The following is a 15,990-nucleotide window of genomic DNA, read 5'->3' as shown; positions in this document are numbered from 1 at the left end:
CCGGATAGATCATGCCCAAACAAAAAGGACTGAGGGGCGATGGTTCATCGCGCCTCAGGCGACGGGGAATTGGAGCTCGAAGGCCGCACCCTGGTCAGTGGGCTTGAGCCTGATCGAGCCGCCGTGGCTCGCCATCACCGCGCGTGCGATCGCCAGCCCCATTCCGGTGCCGCCCTGGTCGCGGCGGGTGGTGAAGAACGCATCGAAGATCCTGTCGCGATTCGGCGCCGAGATCGGCTCGCCATCATTGCTGACCGTCACGAGCAGGCTGGTCCGCGCATCGACCGCCTCCAGCCTGATCGTCCCGGCCTTGTGCCGCACCGCATTGTCGGCGATGTGCGACAGCACGATCAGCGCCTTCTCCGAGGACATGCCGATCGCCCGGTCGAGGCTGCCGCTGGCCTCGATCGCGCTGGCCGGAAACCGGCTTCTGAGATCGGCGATCACGGGCGCCAGCTCGGTGCGCTCGTTCTGCGGCAGGCTCTCGGCGCGGGCGAGCTCCCGCAGCCGCTGCGCCATCGCCTCCAGCCGCTGGGTGTCGGACAGGATGTTGGCGATGAAGGTGTTCTGCTCGGCCGGCGTCAGGCTCTCGGCCTTGCCCTGAACCGAATCCTGCAGCAGCTCGGCCGCGCCCTTGATCGAGGTCAGCGGCGATTTCAGCTCGTGGGTGAGATGGGCCGAAAAGGTCGCGATATAGTCGGAGCGCCGCGCCAGCTGCTCGGCCATGCCGAGAAAGCTGTGCGAGAGCTGGGCGAACTCGCGCGTGCCGTAATGCTTCAGCGGCTGGAACGCCTCGCGGTCGCCGCGGCCGATTCGGGCGGCGCGGTCGATCAGCTCGCGCATCGGCAGCGTGATGGTGCGCGAGAACACGAGGCCGATCGCGATCGTGCCGAGGATGACGGCGAGGCCGGCCAGCACGAACTTGGCCCGCTCCTGGTAGAGATGGTCGAAAATGTTGCTCGGCGTCCGCGTCGTGTAGATCACCCCGGCGACGCGATTGTTGACGATGACGGGCATGGCCGAGAACACGTGCACTCCGAGGCCGCGGCTGAAGGAATAGATCGGCGGCGGCGGCTTGTCCGGCACGCGGTTGCGCAAGGTCGCGCGGTATTGCCCGTGCAGGGCGTCCGCGACCTCCTCGATATGGGCGAGCGACTGCCCGACCTCCTGTCGTCCGGCGATCACCACGCCTTGCGGATCGAGGATGCGAAAGCCGGCCAGCGTCACCTTCTGGGTCTCGCGGATGATCGGCGTCAGCCTGGCGCCGATCTCGACATAGGCTGGCTGCGCTGCTTGAGGCGCGGGCAATGCGTCGGGCCGCCGGCGCAGGAGGTCGTTCGCGGTGAGGTCGAGCGCGGGACGGATCGGCGTGACCTGGTCGCCCGGATCGGGCAGCACGCCCGGCGGCACCTCGGCGCCGAGCACCAGGCCGCTGTCGAGCCGGGCCGCGACCTCCTGCGCATAGATCGTCGCCAGCACGCGGCTCTGCGCGATCAGCTCGGCCTGGGTCTGGCGAATCAGCTGGTTGTCGTAAAGACGGAAGAAGAACAGGCCGACCAAAGGCAATATGCCGACGGTCGCCAGCACCGTGAAGATCACGAGGGTGAGCGACGGCCGCCATTTGTCGGGCGCCGCGCTCATGCCTCTTTCTCGCAGCGACCGAGCTTGAAGCCGACGCCGTGGATGGTCTCGATGACGTTGTCGCAGGACAGCGCTGCCAGCTTGGCCCGGATGTTTCGGATATGGCTGTCGATGGTGCGGTCGGAGACCTGGATGTTGAGCTGGTAGGCGGCCCGCATCAGCTGCTCGCGGTTGAACACCGACGTCGGCCGGGTCAGGAACGCGCGCAGTATGCCGAACTCGATCGCGGTCAGCTTCAGCGGCGTGCCGGCAAAGGATGCGACATGCTGCTCGGGATCGATCAACAGCCCGCCTTGCGTCAGCGCGGTGGGCCCGGCCTTGGCCTCGCCGTTACGCGGGCTGAGGCGGCGCAGGATGACATTGACCCGGGCCACCAGCTCGCGCGGGCTGAACGGCTTCGTCACGTAGTCGTCGCCGCCGATCTCGAGGCCGAGGATGCGGTCGATCTCCTCGTCGCGCGCCGACAGGAACAGGATCGGCACGTCGGAGCCTTTGCGGATCTCGCGGCAGACGTCGAGGCCGTCGAACTCGGGCATGCCGATGTCCAGCACGATGAGATCGGGCTTGTCGGCGGCAAAGCGGACAAGCGCCTCCCTGCCGTCGCGGGCCTCGATCACGTCCATGCCGGCCTTCTTCAGGGCGACGCGGATGACCTCGCGGATGTGGCCTTCGTCGTCGACGATGAGAATGCGATGCGCCAAGTAACTCTCCGTGTCCTCGTCAGCTCGCCGGCTGGCTGCCGGCCTGAGCTCCTGCCTGGGCGTCCAGCCTGCGCTGGAGCCGCCAGCCGCGAAAGCTCCAGCTTCGCCAGGCCAGATCCTGACGCTGCTGTTCTACAAGGCGGTCACGGCGTGGCACAAGACAGCCCTCCCTGGCGGCGGGCCGCAGCGCGAACGCCTTGTCGATGGCGGGCACCGCCTGCGGTCCGAGCGTCATGAGATAATCGATGTCGATCTGCACGCCTTTCCCCGACACTTCCCGGCTATGGGCGACATTGTAGTCGGCGATGAAGGCGTCGAAGTTCACGAGCGAGCAGCCGTAGAGCACGATCGTCAAGGCGGCGAGGTTGGCGCCGATCAGCCATTGGTTGGACCTGTCGAGTACGATGCGCGCGACGATCAGGATCAGGCCGAGCGCCACCAGCCCCATCCAGATGAAGGCCGCGATGCGCCAATAGGTCAGCATATAGACGTCGACATAGAGATCGAGCCGGCGGATGGACGAGCCGACCAGCAGCACGTTCTGCCCGACCCAGAGATAGACCAGCGGCCGGATCACCTTTGATTTCTCCGCCGGCCCGCCCGGACGCATTGCCACCAGCACGAAGGCAGCGGCGAGCAGGGCGGTCGCGATCAGTGGATAGGCGCCGCGATGGGCATAGGCCGCATAGGTCAAATTGTCGGGCAGTGCCACGTGACCCCAGAGATAGATGCCGTCGAGGATCGATTGCGCCGCGAATAGCAGGTTGAACAGGATCAGCGAGCGCAAGATGGTGGAAGGGCCGAGAAATTCCGCCGAGACCATGGGCGGCAGCGGCGGTGGCACGGGGCCCTCGGCCACGGTGGCGGTGACGATCGTCTTGCGCCGCCAGCTCACTTGAATGAACGGCCAGACCAGAGCCAGCATCAAGGTCCAGAACAGGACGCGCCACATTTTGACATAGTCGAACATGACCTTGGGATTGAGCAGGGACACCCATTGCTCGATCACCGGATTGGCCGCTGCGAACAGTGCGATGAAGACGGTGCCGAGCACTGCTGGCATCAGCCAGAGCGCGATGCCGCGGGTGAACGCCGACATGTTGAACATTTGGGGCGCGTCGACGAAGAGCCTGAAGGGACCGAGCAGGAGGAAATTGCGCAGCGCGCGGGCGCGGTCGGTGAGCCCGGTCGTGTCAGGATTGGTCGCAAGCAACAGGGCAATCGTCAGCGACGCGACGAGGATCAGGAACGATAGCAGGTTGACCTCCTCCATGGCCGGGACAAAGCCGAGCGTGAGAATCGCGCCGCCGATCACCGCACGGCGCAGGTCCAGGGCCGCATGATTGAACAGCACCGACACGCAGGCGGTCGCGATCGCAAACAGCGTCAGCGATAGTCCGATGCGCTGGCCGTAGAACAGCCAGTCGGCGAGCCCAGCCAGCAGCAGCGTCATTGCGAGCTTGACCGACAGCGCCGAAGGCCTGATCGGTTGGATATCCGTCGTCGAAGTCAGGCTCGTCATGTCCAGAGAGTCTCCGTGAATGGTGGCATCACGAATTCTGAACGGCACTTGTGCAGACGGCAGGATCATCGTCTGCACGGCTTCAGGAGTTTTCTGCAGTTTTCGTGCAGGCGCGCTTTTGCCTCTCGCGCAGCGTGATTCGCTTTGCTAGGTGCGAAACATCGTCGCCTATCGCACGTGGTGCATCATGCAATTGCTCAACCGCATCGGTCTCGTCCTCCTCTGGCTCGCCACGCCGCTCGTTGCATTTGTGGCCGTGAACAAGAACGATCCCTACCTGCTCGTGCTGCGTGGCGCCGGAAACATCGGCCTTGTCGTCGCAAGCATTGCAATCGTCGCCCTTTTGCTGCGCAGAGGTCACTGGCGCACCATCGCCGGCAAGGCGCTCGTCCTGCTCTGGTGCCTGCCGCCGGTCTTGATGTCCGCCGCGCATCTGAAGTTCGAGCTGCGCAAGCACGACGTTCTCGGCGCCAGCGCCGTCGAGGCGCGGCAGCTCGGGCTGCACTTCATGGTCGGCTATTCCTCCTTTCCCGAGGTTGCGCGTCTCGCCGCGCAGGGCCTGATCGGCGGCGTCTATGTCACCCGGCACAATGTCCGCGGCCGCACCATCGAGGCGTTGCGGGCCGAGATCGCGGCGCTGCAGGATCTCAGGCGCGCAGCCGGCCTGCCGCCACTGATCGTCGCCGCCGATCAGGAGGGCGGCATCGTCGGGCATCTTGCACCGCCGCTGACGAAGGTGCCGGCGCTGGCGACGCTGACGGGGCTCGCGCCCGACGAGCAGCAGGCCAAGGCCGAGGAGTTCGGCCGCATCCACGGCCGCGAGCTCGCCCACGTCGGCGTCAACCTCAATCTTGCCCCGGTGCTCGACCTCAAGCCGCCGGCGCGGCGCAACCGCCTCGATTTCCATACGCTGATCGGCCAGCGCGCGATAGCGGCCGATCCCGCCGTCGTCAGCACCATCGCGAGCGCCTATGTGCGCGGGCTGGAAGAGACGGGCGTCGGCGCCACGCTCAAGCATTTTCCCGGCATCGGCCGCGTGCGCGCCGACACGCATCATTTCAACGCCAATCTCGACACCCCGGTGAAGGAGCTGGAGGCAACCGATTGGCTCCCGTTCCGCGAGGTGCTGTCGCGTTCGCATAGCGCCGTCATGGTCGGCCACGTCACGCTCACGGCTGTCGATCCCGATCGCGCCGCCTCGCATTCGAAGCGCGTCGTCGATGGGATCATTCGCGGGACGTGGGGCTACCAGGGCGTGGTGATGACCGACGACCTGATCATGGGCGCGATCTACCAGAACGACGTCTGCAAGGCCGTGGTCGAGGCGATCAATGCCGGCGTCGATCTGCTGCTGGTCGCCTATGACGGCGCGCAGTTCTACCGTGTCTTTGCCTGCGCCCTGGAAGGATCGCGACAGGGCAGGCTCGACGCGGCGATGCTGCAGGCGAGCGCTGTGCGGATAGAACGTGGCTTTCCGACCGCACAGGCGCGAGCCTCATCGAGCGCGATCAGCATCGCGCGCCAGAACTAGCCCTTGGCAAACTGGCGGTAGTCCGGTTCGCGGTGAAACCAGAATTCGTAGCCGGAGATGCCCTTTTGCATGGCAACGTCGTGGATCGGCTGGTTGAGCGGAACCACGGGAACGTCGCGCATACAGAGCGCGATGAAATCCTTCACCGTCCTGTCGTATTCGGCGGCATCCGTGGTGAAGCGCGCCTTGTCGATCATGGCGTCCATCTCCCTGTTCTTGTACGAGGAGATGTTGAAGATCGATTTGTTGCCGTGAAAATTCCAGTAGAAGTAGTATTCGGGATAATCAAGCCAGCCGCTGAAGCGGTTGAGCGCGAGCGGCAGCTCCTTCTTGTTCAGCGTCGTGCGCCAGTTTGCGCCGGGAATTTTCTCAATTGACGCCTTGATGCCGATCTTGGCGAGACTCTCCTGGATCAGGATCGCGGTCGGCTCGCCGACGGTGGCGGTGCCGGTGTCGAGCGACAGCGTCGTCTCCAGCCCGGACTCGAAGCCCGCTTCCTTCAGCAGCGCCCTGGCCTTGTCGAGATCGGTGACGTAGGGAAACGGCTGCGGCCACACCGGCTTTGAGACCTCGGCGGCGCCGCCATACATGGGAACGGCGCGGCCGAAGAAGGCGCTGGTCTGGATCTGCTCGTAGGGCATGGCCCAGGCGATCGCCTGACGCAGCTTGACATTGTCGAACGGCGGCTTGGCGGTGTTCAGCGCGACGTACCACAACGCGTTCGGGATCGGCACGCCCGAGACCTTGACCTTGCCCTCCTTGATGATCTGCTCGAAATCGCGCGGTGCAAAGCCGCTGGAAATATCCGCATCGCCCCGCTCCAGCATGGCACGGCGGGTGCCGGCGGAGGGAACGTCGCGCGCGATCACGCGCTTCACCTTCGGCAGCGGCCCGCTCTTCCAGTCGTCGAAGCGCGCCAGCACGGTCTCGCTGCCCGGCTTCCAGCTCTCGATCTTGTAGGCGCCGCCGCCGGCCTCGTTGTTCCTCAGCCAGGCCAGCGCCCACGGGTCTTCCGGGGTCGCGTTCTTCCTGGCGAGCTCGGAATTGATGATGAAGGGGACGACGACGGCGACGTTGAACAGCAGCATCTTGTCCTTGCGGACATAGTCGATGCGGAAAGTGTGGTCGTCAACCACGACGAACTGCTCCGGCTTTTCCAACGATCCCGCCGACATCTGGAAGGTCGGAAAGCCACCGACCTTCACGGCGCGGTCGAACGACCATTTGACGTCCCTGGCGGTCACGGGCGAGCCGTCGTGGAATTTGGCGTCCTTGCGAAGCTTGAAGGTGCAGGACATGCCGTCGGCGGCGACCTCCCAGCTCTCGGCGAGCTCGGGCGCGAGCTTGTCGCGGTCATACGACAAGGTGCCGTCCGGCAGCGTCTTGGCGGCGTAGGTGAGCAGGCGGTCGTAGCAGTTCCAGGACAAGCCGTTCACGGTCTGGTTGGAGCCGACGCCCTGCATGTCCAGCGAGTTCGGCCCGAGCTCCTGCACCACCAGCAGCGTCTCGCTGCGCCCCTGCGCCCAGGCGAGGCGTGGAGCGAAGGCTGCCATACCGGCGACACCGAGGCCGCCGAGCACGACGCTGCGGCGATCCAAGTCGAGGGGTGAAACGCTCAAGGGTGCCTCCTGTCCGGAATTGTCCGGCATCGAGAGGCAAGGTGTATGCCACGGCCAGGAAGCGCCAAGCCGCCCCGCGAACGCAAGGCGGCTTGGATTGATAGGCGTTGCGCGTCGGCTTAGGTCTGTTCGGCCTGCTCCAGCGCGGCGGGCATCTTCGCCACCGACATCAGCGATCGCGCGACCTGGTTCAGCAGGAGATCGGCATTCTCTTCTTCCGCAAGGGATTTGGAGAGCAGGGCGACGATCGCGCTGTGGCGCAGCTGCTGCGCGAGATTGCGCGCGGTGGTGTAGCCGGACATCTCGTAATGCTCGACGCGCTGGGCCGCAGAGATCAGCGCGAGGTCGGCGGCGGCGTCCTCCTTCTCTTCGGCTTCCTTCATGACCTCCTGGCCTTCCTCGATCAGGCCCATCATGCCCTTGCAGGGCTTGGCGCGAGCGTTCTCGCCGAGCAGCTCGAAACACTCGTTGATGCGCTCGACCTGATTTTCGGTCTCGGCCAGATGCTGCTCGAACAGCTCCCGCAACTGGTCGAAGCGCGCGGCCTGCGCCATCTTGGGAAGCGCCTTGGTCAGCTGCTTCTCGGCATGGAGGATGTCACGCAGCTCATGGAGCAGCAGATCGGTCAGGCCGGCCTCGTCGACAGGCGGTGAGCTCTCGGCGACGATCGACGGAGCCGCGCCGGGATCGGAAGACTGCATGGCAGGGGATTCCGTGAACACCCAATCCTCGCCCTCGTTCCAGGGGCCGCGGGTGTCGATCTCGCCGTGGTCGCCGCTGCCGGTGGAATCGTTGAAGTACTGGTTGACGAGGCCCGGCGTCGGCGCAATCCGGCCGATGCTGAAGGCCGGCTTCGACAGGCTCTCGAGCGCGCGAGCGAACGCCTTCATATGCGTGATCTCGCGCGTCATCAGGAATTGCAGCGCGTCCTTGCTGCCGGCGTCGTCGCAGAAATTGATCAGCCGCTCGTAGACGATCTTGGCACGCGCTTCGGCGGCGATGTTGCTGCGGAGATCGACGTCGAGCTCGCCCGTGATCTTGAGATAATCGGCGGTCCAGGGATTGCCTTGCGAGTTGAACAGATTGACGCCGCCACCGCCCGCGATCGCAATCAGCGGATCGGCCTCCGCCGCCTGGCGGTCGTTTCGCGAGGGCGCGAGATGCATCCGGGCGAGGCAGCCGACGACCTCGAGATGGCTGAGCTCTTCGGTGCCGATATCCATCAAGAGGTCCTTGCGGTCGGGATCCTCGCAATTCAACCCTTGAATCGAATATTGCATCGCGGCCGCAAGTTCGCCGTTGGCGCCGCCGAACTGCTCGAGGAGCATATTGCCGAAGCGCGGATCGGGCTCGTCGACGCGCACGGTGAACATCAGCTTCTTGACGTGATGATACATGGGAGGACTCGCGTGCTGGAGAGAAACTACGCGACCAACGAGGCCTCCAGCCGTTCGTTCCTAAGTCAATCCAAGATTGAGGCTGTCGTTGCCCGGACCTCTGCCCGGGAGGGCGCGAGGGCTTACGGCGTCACCGCACCGCGTGCGACCGCGCGCGGAGCCGTCAGTTCCTTCCAGGTCGAATTTGCCACATGCACCGGCGAGAAGGCGGGGCGTTCGACGTATCGGCCATCGCCGGCCTCGGCGCGCAGATCGCCATCCGTCCAGACGATGCGGCCGCGCGACAGCGTCGCGGCCGCACCGCCGGTGCAGGCAAAACCCTCGAACACGTTGTAATCGATCCGGCTCATCTGCCGCCTGGCACTGATGGTCTTGCTCTGCTTGGGATCCCACACCACGATGTCGGCATCCGAGCCGACGGCGACCGCCCCCTTGCGCGGATAGATGTTGAGGATGCGGGCGATGTTCGCCGAGGTCACTGCGACGAATTCCTCTTTCGTCAGCCGCCCCGTGGCGACGCCCGCGGTCCAGAGCAGCGCCAGGCGATCTTCGAGGCCGCCGGTGCCGTTCGGGATCTTCCTGAAATCGCCGCGACCGAACCGCTTCTGCTCGGTGGTGAAGGCGCAATGGTCGGTCGCAACCACCTGGAGCGAGCCGGCTTGCAGCCCGGCCCAGAGGCTGTCCTGATGCTGTTTGTCGCGGAACGGAGGCGACATCACGCGCTGGGCGGCATGATCCCAGTCCTTGTTCTGATATTCACGCTCATCCAGCAGCAGATGCTGGATCAGCGGCTCACCATAGACCCGCTTTCCGCTGGCCCGCGCGCGAGCGATGGCCTCATGCGCCTCGCGGCAGCTGGTGTGCACGATGTAGACCGGCGTGCCCGTCATATCGGCGATCATGATGGCGCGGTTGGTGGCTTCGCCCTCGACCTCGGGCGGCCGTGAATAAGCGTGGCCTTCCGGGCCGGTGACGCCGCGCGCGATCAGCGCGTCCTGCATCAGGGCGACGACGTCGCCGTTTTCCGCATGGACGACGGGCATGGCGCCGAGATGGGCGCAGCGCGCGAACGAGTTGTAGAGCTCGTCGTCGTTCACCATCAGCGCGCCCTTGTAGGCCATGAAATGCTTGAAGGTGTTGATGCCGTAGGTCTTGACCACAATCTCCATCTCGTCATGGATCTGCTTCGACCACGACGTCACCGCCATGTGGAAGCCGTAGTCGCTGGCCGCTTTCTCGGATTTGTGCCGCCACTCCTGATAGGCCGCCAGCATCGACTGGCCGGGATCCGGCAGGCAGAAATCCACCACCATGGTGGTGCCGCCGCTCAGCGCCGCCTTGGTTCCGGATTCGAAATCGTCGGCGGTGACGGTGCCCATGAACGGCATTTCGAGATGGGTGTGCGGATCGATCCCGCCCGGGATGACGTAGGCGCCGCCTGCATCGATGATCTCGCTGCCTGTCGGCGCATCGAGCGATGCGCCGATCGGCGACGATGGTCTCGCCCTCGATCAGCACATCCGCGCGGCGCGAATGATCGTGATTGACGACGGTGCCGCCGCGGATCAGGAGGGGCATGAGGTGCTCCGAGAGTGAAGGACGGCTCGAACGCTAAGGGCGTGATTGGCGATGCGACAGGCGAAATTTTAGTCAGCAGCCGCTTCTTTCCACGTCGCGCGCGATCATCCCGTCGATCATCGCGCGCACGAGGCCCGCGATCTCCTTGCGTAGCGCCGGCAGCGGCACGGCCACCAGCTTCTGCTCCAGCCCGAGCGCCACCATGCCGTGCACCGCCGAGAACAGGCTGCGCGCGGTGATGCCGAGTTCCTCCGGGCCGCGGTGAGGAAACAGCGCGGCCAGCGGCTGGTAGATATGACGAAACAGCTGCATCTGGTCGTGCACCGACCAATCCGGCACCAGCTTGTCGGCCGCCATGCGGTGCTCGAACAGCGCGCGCCAGAGCTGGAGGTTTTCGGCGGCGAAATCGCAATAGGCGAGGGCGATGCGGACCAGGGATTCCCGTGGCGATGGCTCGCCCGCACTCCTCGCGAGAGTCAGCGCCTCGTCGAGCCGGAGCAGCGTGCGCGAGCCGACCCGCAGGATCAGCTCGTCGACATCAGCCACGAGATTATAGACCGCGCCATTGGCGCAGCCGATCTCGCGGGCCAAATCGCGGGTCTTCAGACCCGCCAATCCCCGCTCGGCGATCATCTGTTCGGCCGCCTCGATCAGGGCGGCACGCAATTTCGCTCGCCGTGCCAATGATTTAGTCATTCTTAACCAAGTTCTTGAGCGTCGCTCAATTATATTGAACGATGTTCAAGGTTCCTGCTACAAACCACTTGTGAGCAACGCTCATAGACAGGGAGCAACCAATGTTCAAGACCGTCGTGACCCTCTTCCGCGGCAGCGTCGCCGCTGCGGGCGAGGAACTGGAAGACCGCACCGCCCTTCTGATCCTCGACCAGCAGATGCGCGATGCAGCCGCAGCCGTCGAGCGCAGCAAGCGCACACTGGCGCTGGCGATCGCGCAGGACCAGCAGGAAGGCCGCAAGCTCGAGGCCACGAATGCACGTATCGCCGATCTGGAGACCCGTGCCGTTGCGGCGCTGGATGGCGGCCGCGAGGACCTCGCCAAGGAGGCCGCCGAAGCCATTGCGGCGCTGGAGGCCGATTGCGATGCGGCCATGACGGCGCGCGCGCTGTTCGCGACCGAGATGATCAGGCTGAAGCGCCACGTCGCCAACGCCCAGGCCCGCATCACCGAGCTCGATCGCGGCCGCCGCATCGCCCGCGCCTCGGAAGCGGTGCGCTCGCTTCGCCGCAGCGGCATCGAGGCCGCGCGCCCCTATGAATCGACCTTGCCGGAGGCGGAGGGGACCTTGAGGCGTCTGCGCGAGCGGCAGATGGAGGCTCAGGCGGCCGACGATGCCCTGGTCGAGCTCGACGCGGCGACCGGTCCGCTCGCCACCGCCGAACGACTCGCCGAGCAGGGCTTTGGCCCGCGGCTCAAGACGACCGCAGACGACGTGCTGGCGCGCCTGAAGTCCAGGCGCATGCCGGCGGCGTGATCTCAAGCCGGAACCTGAACGCAGTCATCATTCCAACCAACAGGAGACCATCATGAACCAGAACGGCCAGCCCCACAGCGGCGCCTGGGTGAGCTTCACTTACGCGTCCTTCGCAGCTTCCGCCTTCCTCGTCGCCATCGGCATCTTCTTCCTGCCGATCGACCTCTGGATGAAGGGTTATCTCACCATGGGCATCGTCATGCTGATCCAGACCTGCATCACGCTGACCAAGACCGTGCGCGACAATCACGAGAGCAGCCGCCTCGTGAACCGCATCGAGGATGCCAAGGCCGAGCGGCTGCTGATGGAGGTCTCCAAGGCGGCGTGAGGAGCGAACGTCGCAGCGCGCCGTCGGGGGCAGCGAGTGCCCCCGCGGCAGCGAGGCCGGATTGTGCTCCGCGTCCAGGTGCGATATGGCTCTCGCGCTTTCCAGAGGCGGAGACGAGCTTTGTCGAAACAATCCCTGCGCGAGGAGGCCGAGCGCCTGATCCGCGAATCGATGGCAAAGAAGACCATCGTGGTCAAGCAGGGCACGACCCGGATCGAGGCCGTCTGCGGCAAGTGCGGAGCGCCGAACCGGGTGCAGGCGGAGAAAGGCCAGACCCGCGTCAAGTTCGCCTGCAAGAACTGCGGGCATCAGCAAGAGACGCTGTAGCGCTTTCGCCTTACCCGAATCGTCCCGGCATCATCCGGTGCGATCCGGGTAGGGGCCGTACGGCCTGTCCCTCACATCACCTGATGCACGTCGATCACGACGCGATCCGCATGCCGCGCCGCTGATGCCACGAAGACGTGCTCCATCAGCCAGCGGTACTTCTCGTGCCCGGTCTCGAACCTCGGCACGGTGCGGAAATAGATCAGCTTCGGATCGACCGGCTCGCCGCGCTTGAGCTTTTGCAAGAGCTCGACCGGGCCGAAGCGCATACCCTTGTTCTCGACGTAGACGGTCGCACCGTCGTCGGTCACGAAGGCGTATTTCGCTTCGAGATCGATCAGCTCGTTGGGCCGGATGGTCTGGAAGTCGGCACCGAACGGGAGCACCTTTCCGCTGACCGCGCCCGTCACCTCGCCGCCGATGATCGGAATGATGCGGCGGACGCCGATCCCGGTCTCTCCGGCGGTGACGACGTCGCCGATCCGCGCGGTGATGGTGAAGACGTATTTGGTTTCCAGCGTCGGTGTGGTCATGTCTGCCTCCAATGTATCGACGAGGCGCTGCCCTCCCTTCTCCCCTTGTGGGAGAAGGTGGCGCGAAGCGCCGGATGAGGGGTCTCTCTCCACGGGCGTGCTCGCGGAGAGAGACCCCTCACCCGTCTCGCCGCTTTGCGGCGAGCCACCCTCTCCCACAGGGGGGGAGAGGGGAAGAGAGCTTGCTGCGTTGTCACCCACGCCTAATGCGCCATCATCCGCGTCGGCAGCCAGGTCGCCAGCAGCGGGAAGGCGATCAGGATCACGAGGCGGATCAGGTCGGTGACAACGAACGGAATCACGCCCCTGAAGATCGTGGAGAACGAGACGTCCTTCACCACGCTCTTGATGACGAAGACGTTCATGCCGACCGGCGGATGGATCAGGCCGAGCTCGACGGTCATCACGATGATGATGCCGAACCAGATCGGGTCGAAGCCGAGATGCATGATCACCGGGAAGATGATCGGCACGGTCAGGATGATCATCGCCATGGCGTCCATCAGGCAGCCGAGCACCAGATACATCACCATGATCAGGGCCAGCACGCCGTAGGGGCCGAGGCCGAGCCCGGTGAGGAATTCCGTCACCTTCTGCGGCGTCTGCGTCACCGTGAGGAAATAGCCGAAGATCAGCGCGCCGATCAGCACGGTGAAAACCGCGGCCGCGGTGCGCGTCGCCTGCAGCAGCGAGGCCAGCACCTTCTCGCGGTCGAGCCGGCCGGTCAGCACGCCGATGATGAAGGCGCCGGTGGCCCCGACGCCGCCGGCCTCGGTCGGCGTGAAGCGCGGCAGGAAGGGCAGGCCATAGAGGCCGCCGATGACGAAGATGAACAGCAGCACCGGTGCCCAGATCTCCTTCAATCCGGCAAAGCGCTCGCGCCACGGCGTCACCTTGCCCTTGGGCAGGAAGTCGGGGCGGAAATAGCCGATCAGGAAGATCGTGATCATGTACATCGACATCGCCAGCAGGCCCGGGATGATGCCGGCGATGAACAGCTTGCCGATGTCCTGCTCGGTAATGATGCCGTAGACCGCGAGCACGGTGGAGGGCGGCAGCATCGCGCCCAGCGTGCCGCCGGCCGCGATCACGCCGGTGGCGAAGGACTGCGGGTAGCCGAAGCGCCGCATCTCGGGATAGGCGACGGCGGAGAAGGTCGCGGCGGTCGCGACCGAGGAGCCGCAGATCGCGGCAAAGCCGCCGCAGGCGCCGACCGTGGCGATGCCGAGTCCGCCGCGCAAATGTCCGACGAAACCATTGGCGGCGCGGAATAGCTCGCGGCTCATGCCGGAATTGGACACGAACGAGCCCATCAGCAGGAACATCGGTATGACGCCGAAGGTGTAGTCGGTCACGGTCCGCATGGTGACCTGACCGACCATCTTCAGGGCCGGTGTCGAGCCGACGAGATAGCTGAAGCCGCACACGCCGACGAGGCCCATGGCCATGCCGACCGGCACGCGCAGCAGCATCAGGGCGAACAGGGAGATAAAGCCGATGACGGCGACGGCGTCGGTACTCATGGTCACTCCGTCACCTTGATCTTGGGTTCATGCATGTCTTCGGGGTGGAAGATCAGCCGGTACGTGCGGATCGCGATCAGCAGCACGGCGCAGACGTCGCCGATCCAGGCGACGAGGAAGAATGGCCATGTCGGCATGTGCAGGTCGAAGGTCTGGACGTTGTCGTTGTAGGTCAGCCGGACCTTGTCGAACAGCGTCCAGGTTTGCACGGTGACGACGAACAGCAGTACCAGGGTCGCGAACACGTCGATCCAGCGCTGATGGCGCGGCCCGACATTGCCCCAGACCAGGTCGACCGTGATGTGCGTGCCGCGATAGGAGGTCGCCGCGATGCCCCAGAAAATGAGGATGCCGAGCAGCATGCGGCCGATGTCGAAGCTGTCGGGGATCGAATAGTTCAGCGTGTTGCGCAACAGCACCGACAGGAAGATGTCGAGCGCGACGATGCCGACGAAGCCGGCCGCGATCCATTCGATCGAGTCGATCACGCGATCCATCCAGGAGCGCTTCATGGGGTGGTCCTACCGGGTGAGGTGATTGTTTAAGCCAGATGTCGCCGCGCGTCTCGCCTCTCCCCCCGTGCGGGGAGAGGCCACAGCGCATCGAAGATGCGATGCGGGTGAGGGGGACTCTCCGCGAGTCCGTCTGTCCACCATCTTTGCGGAAGCAGCCCTCACCCCGACCCTCTCCCCGCAAGGACGGGGAGAGGGCGAGAGAAAGCTCGCCACCGCGTCACTCCGCCAGCGCGTTGTACTTCTTCAGCGAGGCCTTGAGATCCGCGAGCGCCGCATCGGGATCGGCACCGGCCTTCTTGGCGCCGTCGCCCCAGGTCTTGACCAGCGGCTCGGCGGCCTTCTTCCAGGCCGCGATCTGCTCGGGCGTCAGCTTGTAGACCTCATGGCTGGACTCCGCCTTCACCTTGGCGATGCCGGCGTCCTCGAACTTGCCCCAATGCTCGCCGACCGCACCGGCCGCCTCGACCGTGCAGTTCTTGTCGATCGCGGCCTTCTGCTTGTCGGACATCGCATTGTACTTGTCCTTGTTGATCACGAACACGAAGGTCGTGGTGTAGAGCGGCGCCTCCATGTCGTACTTCGTCACCTTGTCGATGCCGAACAGCACCAGCGAGCCCCAGGGGAAGGTGACGCCGTCGGCGACGCCACGCTCGATGATGTCGCGCACTTCCGGCGCCGAGGACTGCACGTTGGTGCCGCCGAGGGAGGTGACGAAATTCGCCATGGTGGCGTGCGCCGGGCGGATCTTCATGCCCTTCACGTCCTCGGGGTTGACGATCTTCTTGGTGCGGGAATGGAACGAGGAGGGCGAGTGGACGAAGGCGAGGCAGTATTTGACGTCCTTCATCTCCTTCTCGGCATATTTGCGGTACCAGGCGTCCAACCCCATCGAGCCGCCCTTGGCGTCCGAGATCAGGAACGGCAATTCCCCGGCGCCGATGATCGGGAAGCGGCCGGGCTGGTAGCCGGGATTGACATAGGTGACGTCGGCGATGCCGTCGCGCGCCATGTCGTAATGGTCGAACGCCTTGCCGAGCTGCTGGGCCGGAAACACCTTGCTCTTGATGGTACCGCCGGAATCCTTCTCGACGGCGGCGGCCCAGTCTTCCAGCGACTTCTGCAGCGGATGCGAGGCCGGCACCCAGTGCGAGATCTTCAGATCGAAGGTCTTGTCCTGCGCGAGCGCAGGGCTCACGCTTGCTGCCAGCAGCAAGGCCAGACAGGCTTTCCTCATCACGCGTCTCTCCCCTTTTGCGACCGCGGGCTTCGTTGGCCCGGTCTC

The 15,990-nt window shown here is 65.0% G+C and carries 14 protein-coding genes and 1 pseudogene; 4 read left to right on the top strand and 11 right to left on the bottom strand.

Annotation, left to right across the window (positions count from 1 at the left end):
- Window positions 1-54 precede the first annotated feature (54 nt).
- From AC24YW_RS07480 to AC24YW_RS07470, 3 genes are read right to left on the bottom strand one after another with little or no spacing between them, the layout of a single operon-like run.
- Entirely contained in the window at window positions 55-1,641 is a 1,587-nt protein-coding gene (locus tag AC24YW_RS07480) for an ATP-binding protein (RefSeq protein WP_487482119.1), read from the bottom strand.
- Window positions 1,638-2,342 carry a response regulator transcription factor gene (locus AC24YW_RS07475; protein ID WP_487482118.1) on the bottom strand — a complete coding sequence of 235 codons (705 nt, stop codon included), beginning with the start codon at window positions 2,340-2,342 and terminating at the stop codon, window positions 1,638-1,640. Before AC24YW_RS07475 ends, AC24YW_RS07480 begins: the two co-directional genes overlap by 4 nt.
- 19 nt (window positions 2,343-2,361) lie before the next feature.
- The gene (locus AC24YW_RS07470) at window positions 2,362-3,864 is read right to left on the bottom strand and encodes a DUF4153 domain-containing protein (RefSeq protein WP_487482117.1); all 1,503 of its coding nucleotides are present in this window, start codon (window positions 3,862-3,864) and stop codon (window positions 2,362-2,364) included.
- Window positions 3,865-4,051: 187 nt separating this feature from the next.
- Between AC24YW_RS07470 and AC24YW_RS07465 the strand changes: the two genes are divergently transcribed.
- On the top strand, window positions 4,052-5,395 hold the full coding sequence (locus AC24YW_RS07465; protein ID WP_487482586.1) for a glycoside hydrolase family 3 N-terminal domain-containing protein: 1,344 nt from the start codon (window positions 4,052-4,054) through the stop codon (window positions 5,393-5,395).
- Here AC24YW_RS07465 and AC24YW_RS07460 read toward each other — a convergent pair.
- From AC24YW_RS07460 to AC24YW_RS07445, 4 genes and pseudogenes are all read right to left on the bottom strand, one after another.
- Window positions 5,392-7,044, bottom strand: a complete 1,653-nt coding sequence (locus AC24YW_RS07460) for an ABC transporter substrate-binding protein (protein ID WP_487482116.1) — start codon at window positions 7,042-7,044, stop codon at window positions 5,392-5,394. The genes AC24YW_RS07465 and AC24YW_RS07460 overlap by 4 nt on opposite strands.
- 89 nt (window positions 7,045-7,133) lie before the next feature.
- Complete coding sequence (locus AC24YW_RS07455; protein ID WP_487482115.1) at window positions 7,134-8,411, bottom strand: DUF892 family protein; 1,278 nt, start codon at window positions 8,409-8,411, stop codon at window positions 7,134-7,136.
- Window positions 8,412-8,533: 122 nt separating this feature from the next.
- Window positions 8,534-9,989: pseudogene (gene hydA, locus AC24YW_RS07450) on the bottom strand (dihydropyrimidinase).
- Window positions 9,990-10,061: 72 nt separating this feature from the next.
- The gene (locus AC24YW_RS07445) at window positions 10,062-10,685 is read right to left on the bottom strand and encodes a TetR/AcrR family transcriptional regulator (protein ID WP_487482114.1); all 624 of its coding nucleotides are present in this window, start codon (window positions 10,683-10,685) and stop codon (window positions 10,062-10,064) included.
- Between the two features lie 101 nt (window positions 10,686-10,786).
- Here AC24YW_RS07445 and AC24YW_RS07440 point away from each other — a divergent pair, with 101 nt between their 5' ends.
- From AC24YW_RS07440 to AC24YW_RS07430, 3 genes are all read left to right on the top strand, one after another.
- Window positions 10,787-11,482, top strand: a complete 696-nt coding sequence (locus AC24YW_RS07440) for a PspA/IM30 family protein (protein ID WP_487482113.1) — start codon at window positions 10,787-10,789, stop codon at window positions 11,480-11,482.
- 52 nt (window positions 11,483-11,534) lie between these two features.
- The gene (locus AC24YW_RS07435; RefSeq protein ID WP_487482112.1) at window positions 11,535-11,810 is read left to right on the top strand and encodes a YiaA/YiaB family inner membrane protein; all 276 of its coding nucleotides are present in this window, start codon (window positions 11,535-11,537) and stop codon (window positions 11,808-11,810) included.
- 120 nt (window positions 11,811-11,930) lie between these two features.
- The gene (locus tag AC24YW_RS07430; protein ID WP_487482111.1) at window positions 11,931-12,137 is read left to right on the top strand and encodes a hypothetical protein; all 207 of its coding nucleotides are present in this window, start codon (window positions 11,931-11,933) and stop codon (window positions 12,135-12,137) included.
- A gap of 71 nt (window positions 12,138-12,208) precedes the next feature.
- On the opposite strand, the gene AC24YW_RS07425 is transcribed toward AC24YW_RS07430, so the two are convergent.
- The 4 genes from AC24YW_RS07425 to AC24YW_RS07410 all read right to left on the bottom strand — a co-directional run bounded on the left by AC24YW_RS07425 (window position 12,209) and on the right by AC24YW_RS07410 (window position 15,942).
- A complete protein-coding gene (locus AC24YW_RS07425) occupies window positions 12,209-12,670 on the bottom strand; it encodes a DUF3237 domain-containing protein (protein WP_487482110.1) in 462 nt (153 codons plus the stop codon).
- Between the two features lie 203 nt (window positions 12,671-12,873).
- The gene (locus AC24YW_RS07420; RefSeq protein WP_487482109.1) at window positions 12,874-14,193 is read right to left on the bottom strand and encodes a TRAP transporter large permease; all 1,320 of its coding nucleotides are present in this window, start codon (window positions 14,191-14,193) and stop codon (window positions 12,874-12,876) included.
- Window positions 14,194-14,195: 2 nt separating this feature from the next.
- Window positions 14,196-14,705 (bottom strand): TRAP transporter small permease, encoded by a 510-nt coding sequence (locus tag AC24YW_RS07415; RefSeq protein WP_035997911.1) that lies wholly within the window; start codon window positions 14,703-14,705, stop codon window positions 14,196-14,198.
- Between the two features lie 220 nt (window positions 14,706-14,925).
- Window positions 14,926-15,942, bottom strand: coding sequence for a TRAP transporter substrate-binding protein (locus tag AC24YW_RS07410; RefSeq protein ID WP_487482108.1), 1,017 nt, complete (start codon window positions 15,940-15,942; stop codon window positions 14,926-14,928).
- Window positions 15,943-15,990: the final 48 nt, after the last annotated feature.

The sequence above is a fragment of the Bradyrhizobium sp. USDA3516 genome (assembly GCF_057651995.1).
The sequence above is the reverse complement of the archived record's forward strand: the minus strand, read 5'-3'. Positions and strand labels throughout refer to the sequence as shown.

Coding starts and splice junctions, on each gene's coding strand:
- AC24YW_RS07480 (WP_487482119.1), bottom strand. CDS start 1,641: ATGAGCGCGGCGCCCGACAAATGGCGGCCGTCGCTCACCCTCGTGATC.
- AC24YW_RS07470 (WP_487482117.1), bottom strand. CDS start 3,864: ATGACGAGCCTGACTTCGACGACGGATATCCAACCGATCAGGCCTTCG.
- AC24YW_RS07465 (WP_487482586.1), top strand. CDS start 4,052: ATGCAATTGCTCAACCGCATCGGTCTCGTCCTCCTCTGGCTCGCCACG.
- AC24YW_RS07460 (WP_487482116.1), bottom strand. CDS start 7,044: ATGCCGGACAATTCCGGACAGGAGGCACCCTTGAGCGTTTCACCCCTC.
- AC24YW_RS07455 (WP_487482115.1), bottom strand. CDS start 8,411: ATGTATCATCACGTCAAGAAGCTGATGTTCACCGTGCGCGTCGACGAG.
- AC24YW_RS07445 (WP_487482114.1), bottom strand. CDS start 10,685: ATGACTAAATCATTGGCACGGCGAGCGAAATTGCGTGCCGCCCTGATC.
- AC24YW_RS07440 (WP_487482113.1), top strand. CDS start 10,787: ATGTTCAAGACCGTCGTGACCCTCTTCCGCGGCAGCGTCGCCGCTGCG.
- AC24YW_RS07435 (WP_487482112.1), top strand. CDS start 11,535: ATGAACCAGAACGGCCAGCCCCACAGCGGCGCCTGGGTGAGCTTCACT.
- AC24YW_RS07425 (WP_487482110.1), bottom strand. CDS start 12,670: ATGACCACACCGACGCTGGAAACCAAATACGTCTTCACCATCACCGCG.
- AC24YW_RS07420 (WP_487482109.1), bottom strand. CDS start 14,193: ATGAGTACCGACGCCGTCGCCGTCATCGGCTTTATCTCCCTGTTCGCC.
- AC24YW_RS07415 (WP_035997911.1), bottom strand. CDS start 14,705: ATGAAGCGCTCCTGGATGGATCGCGTGATCGACTCGATCGAATGGATC.
- AC24YW_RS07410 (WP_487482108.1), bottom strand. CDS start 15,942: ATGAGGAAAGCCTGTCTGGCCTTGCTGCTGGCAGCAAGCGTGAGCCCT.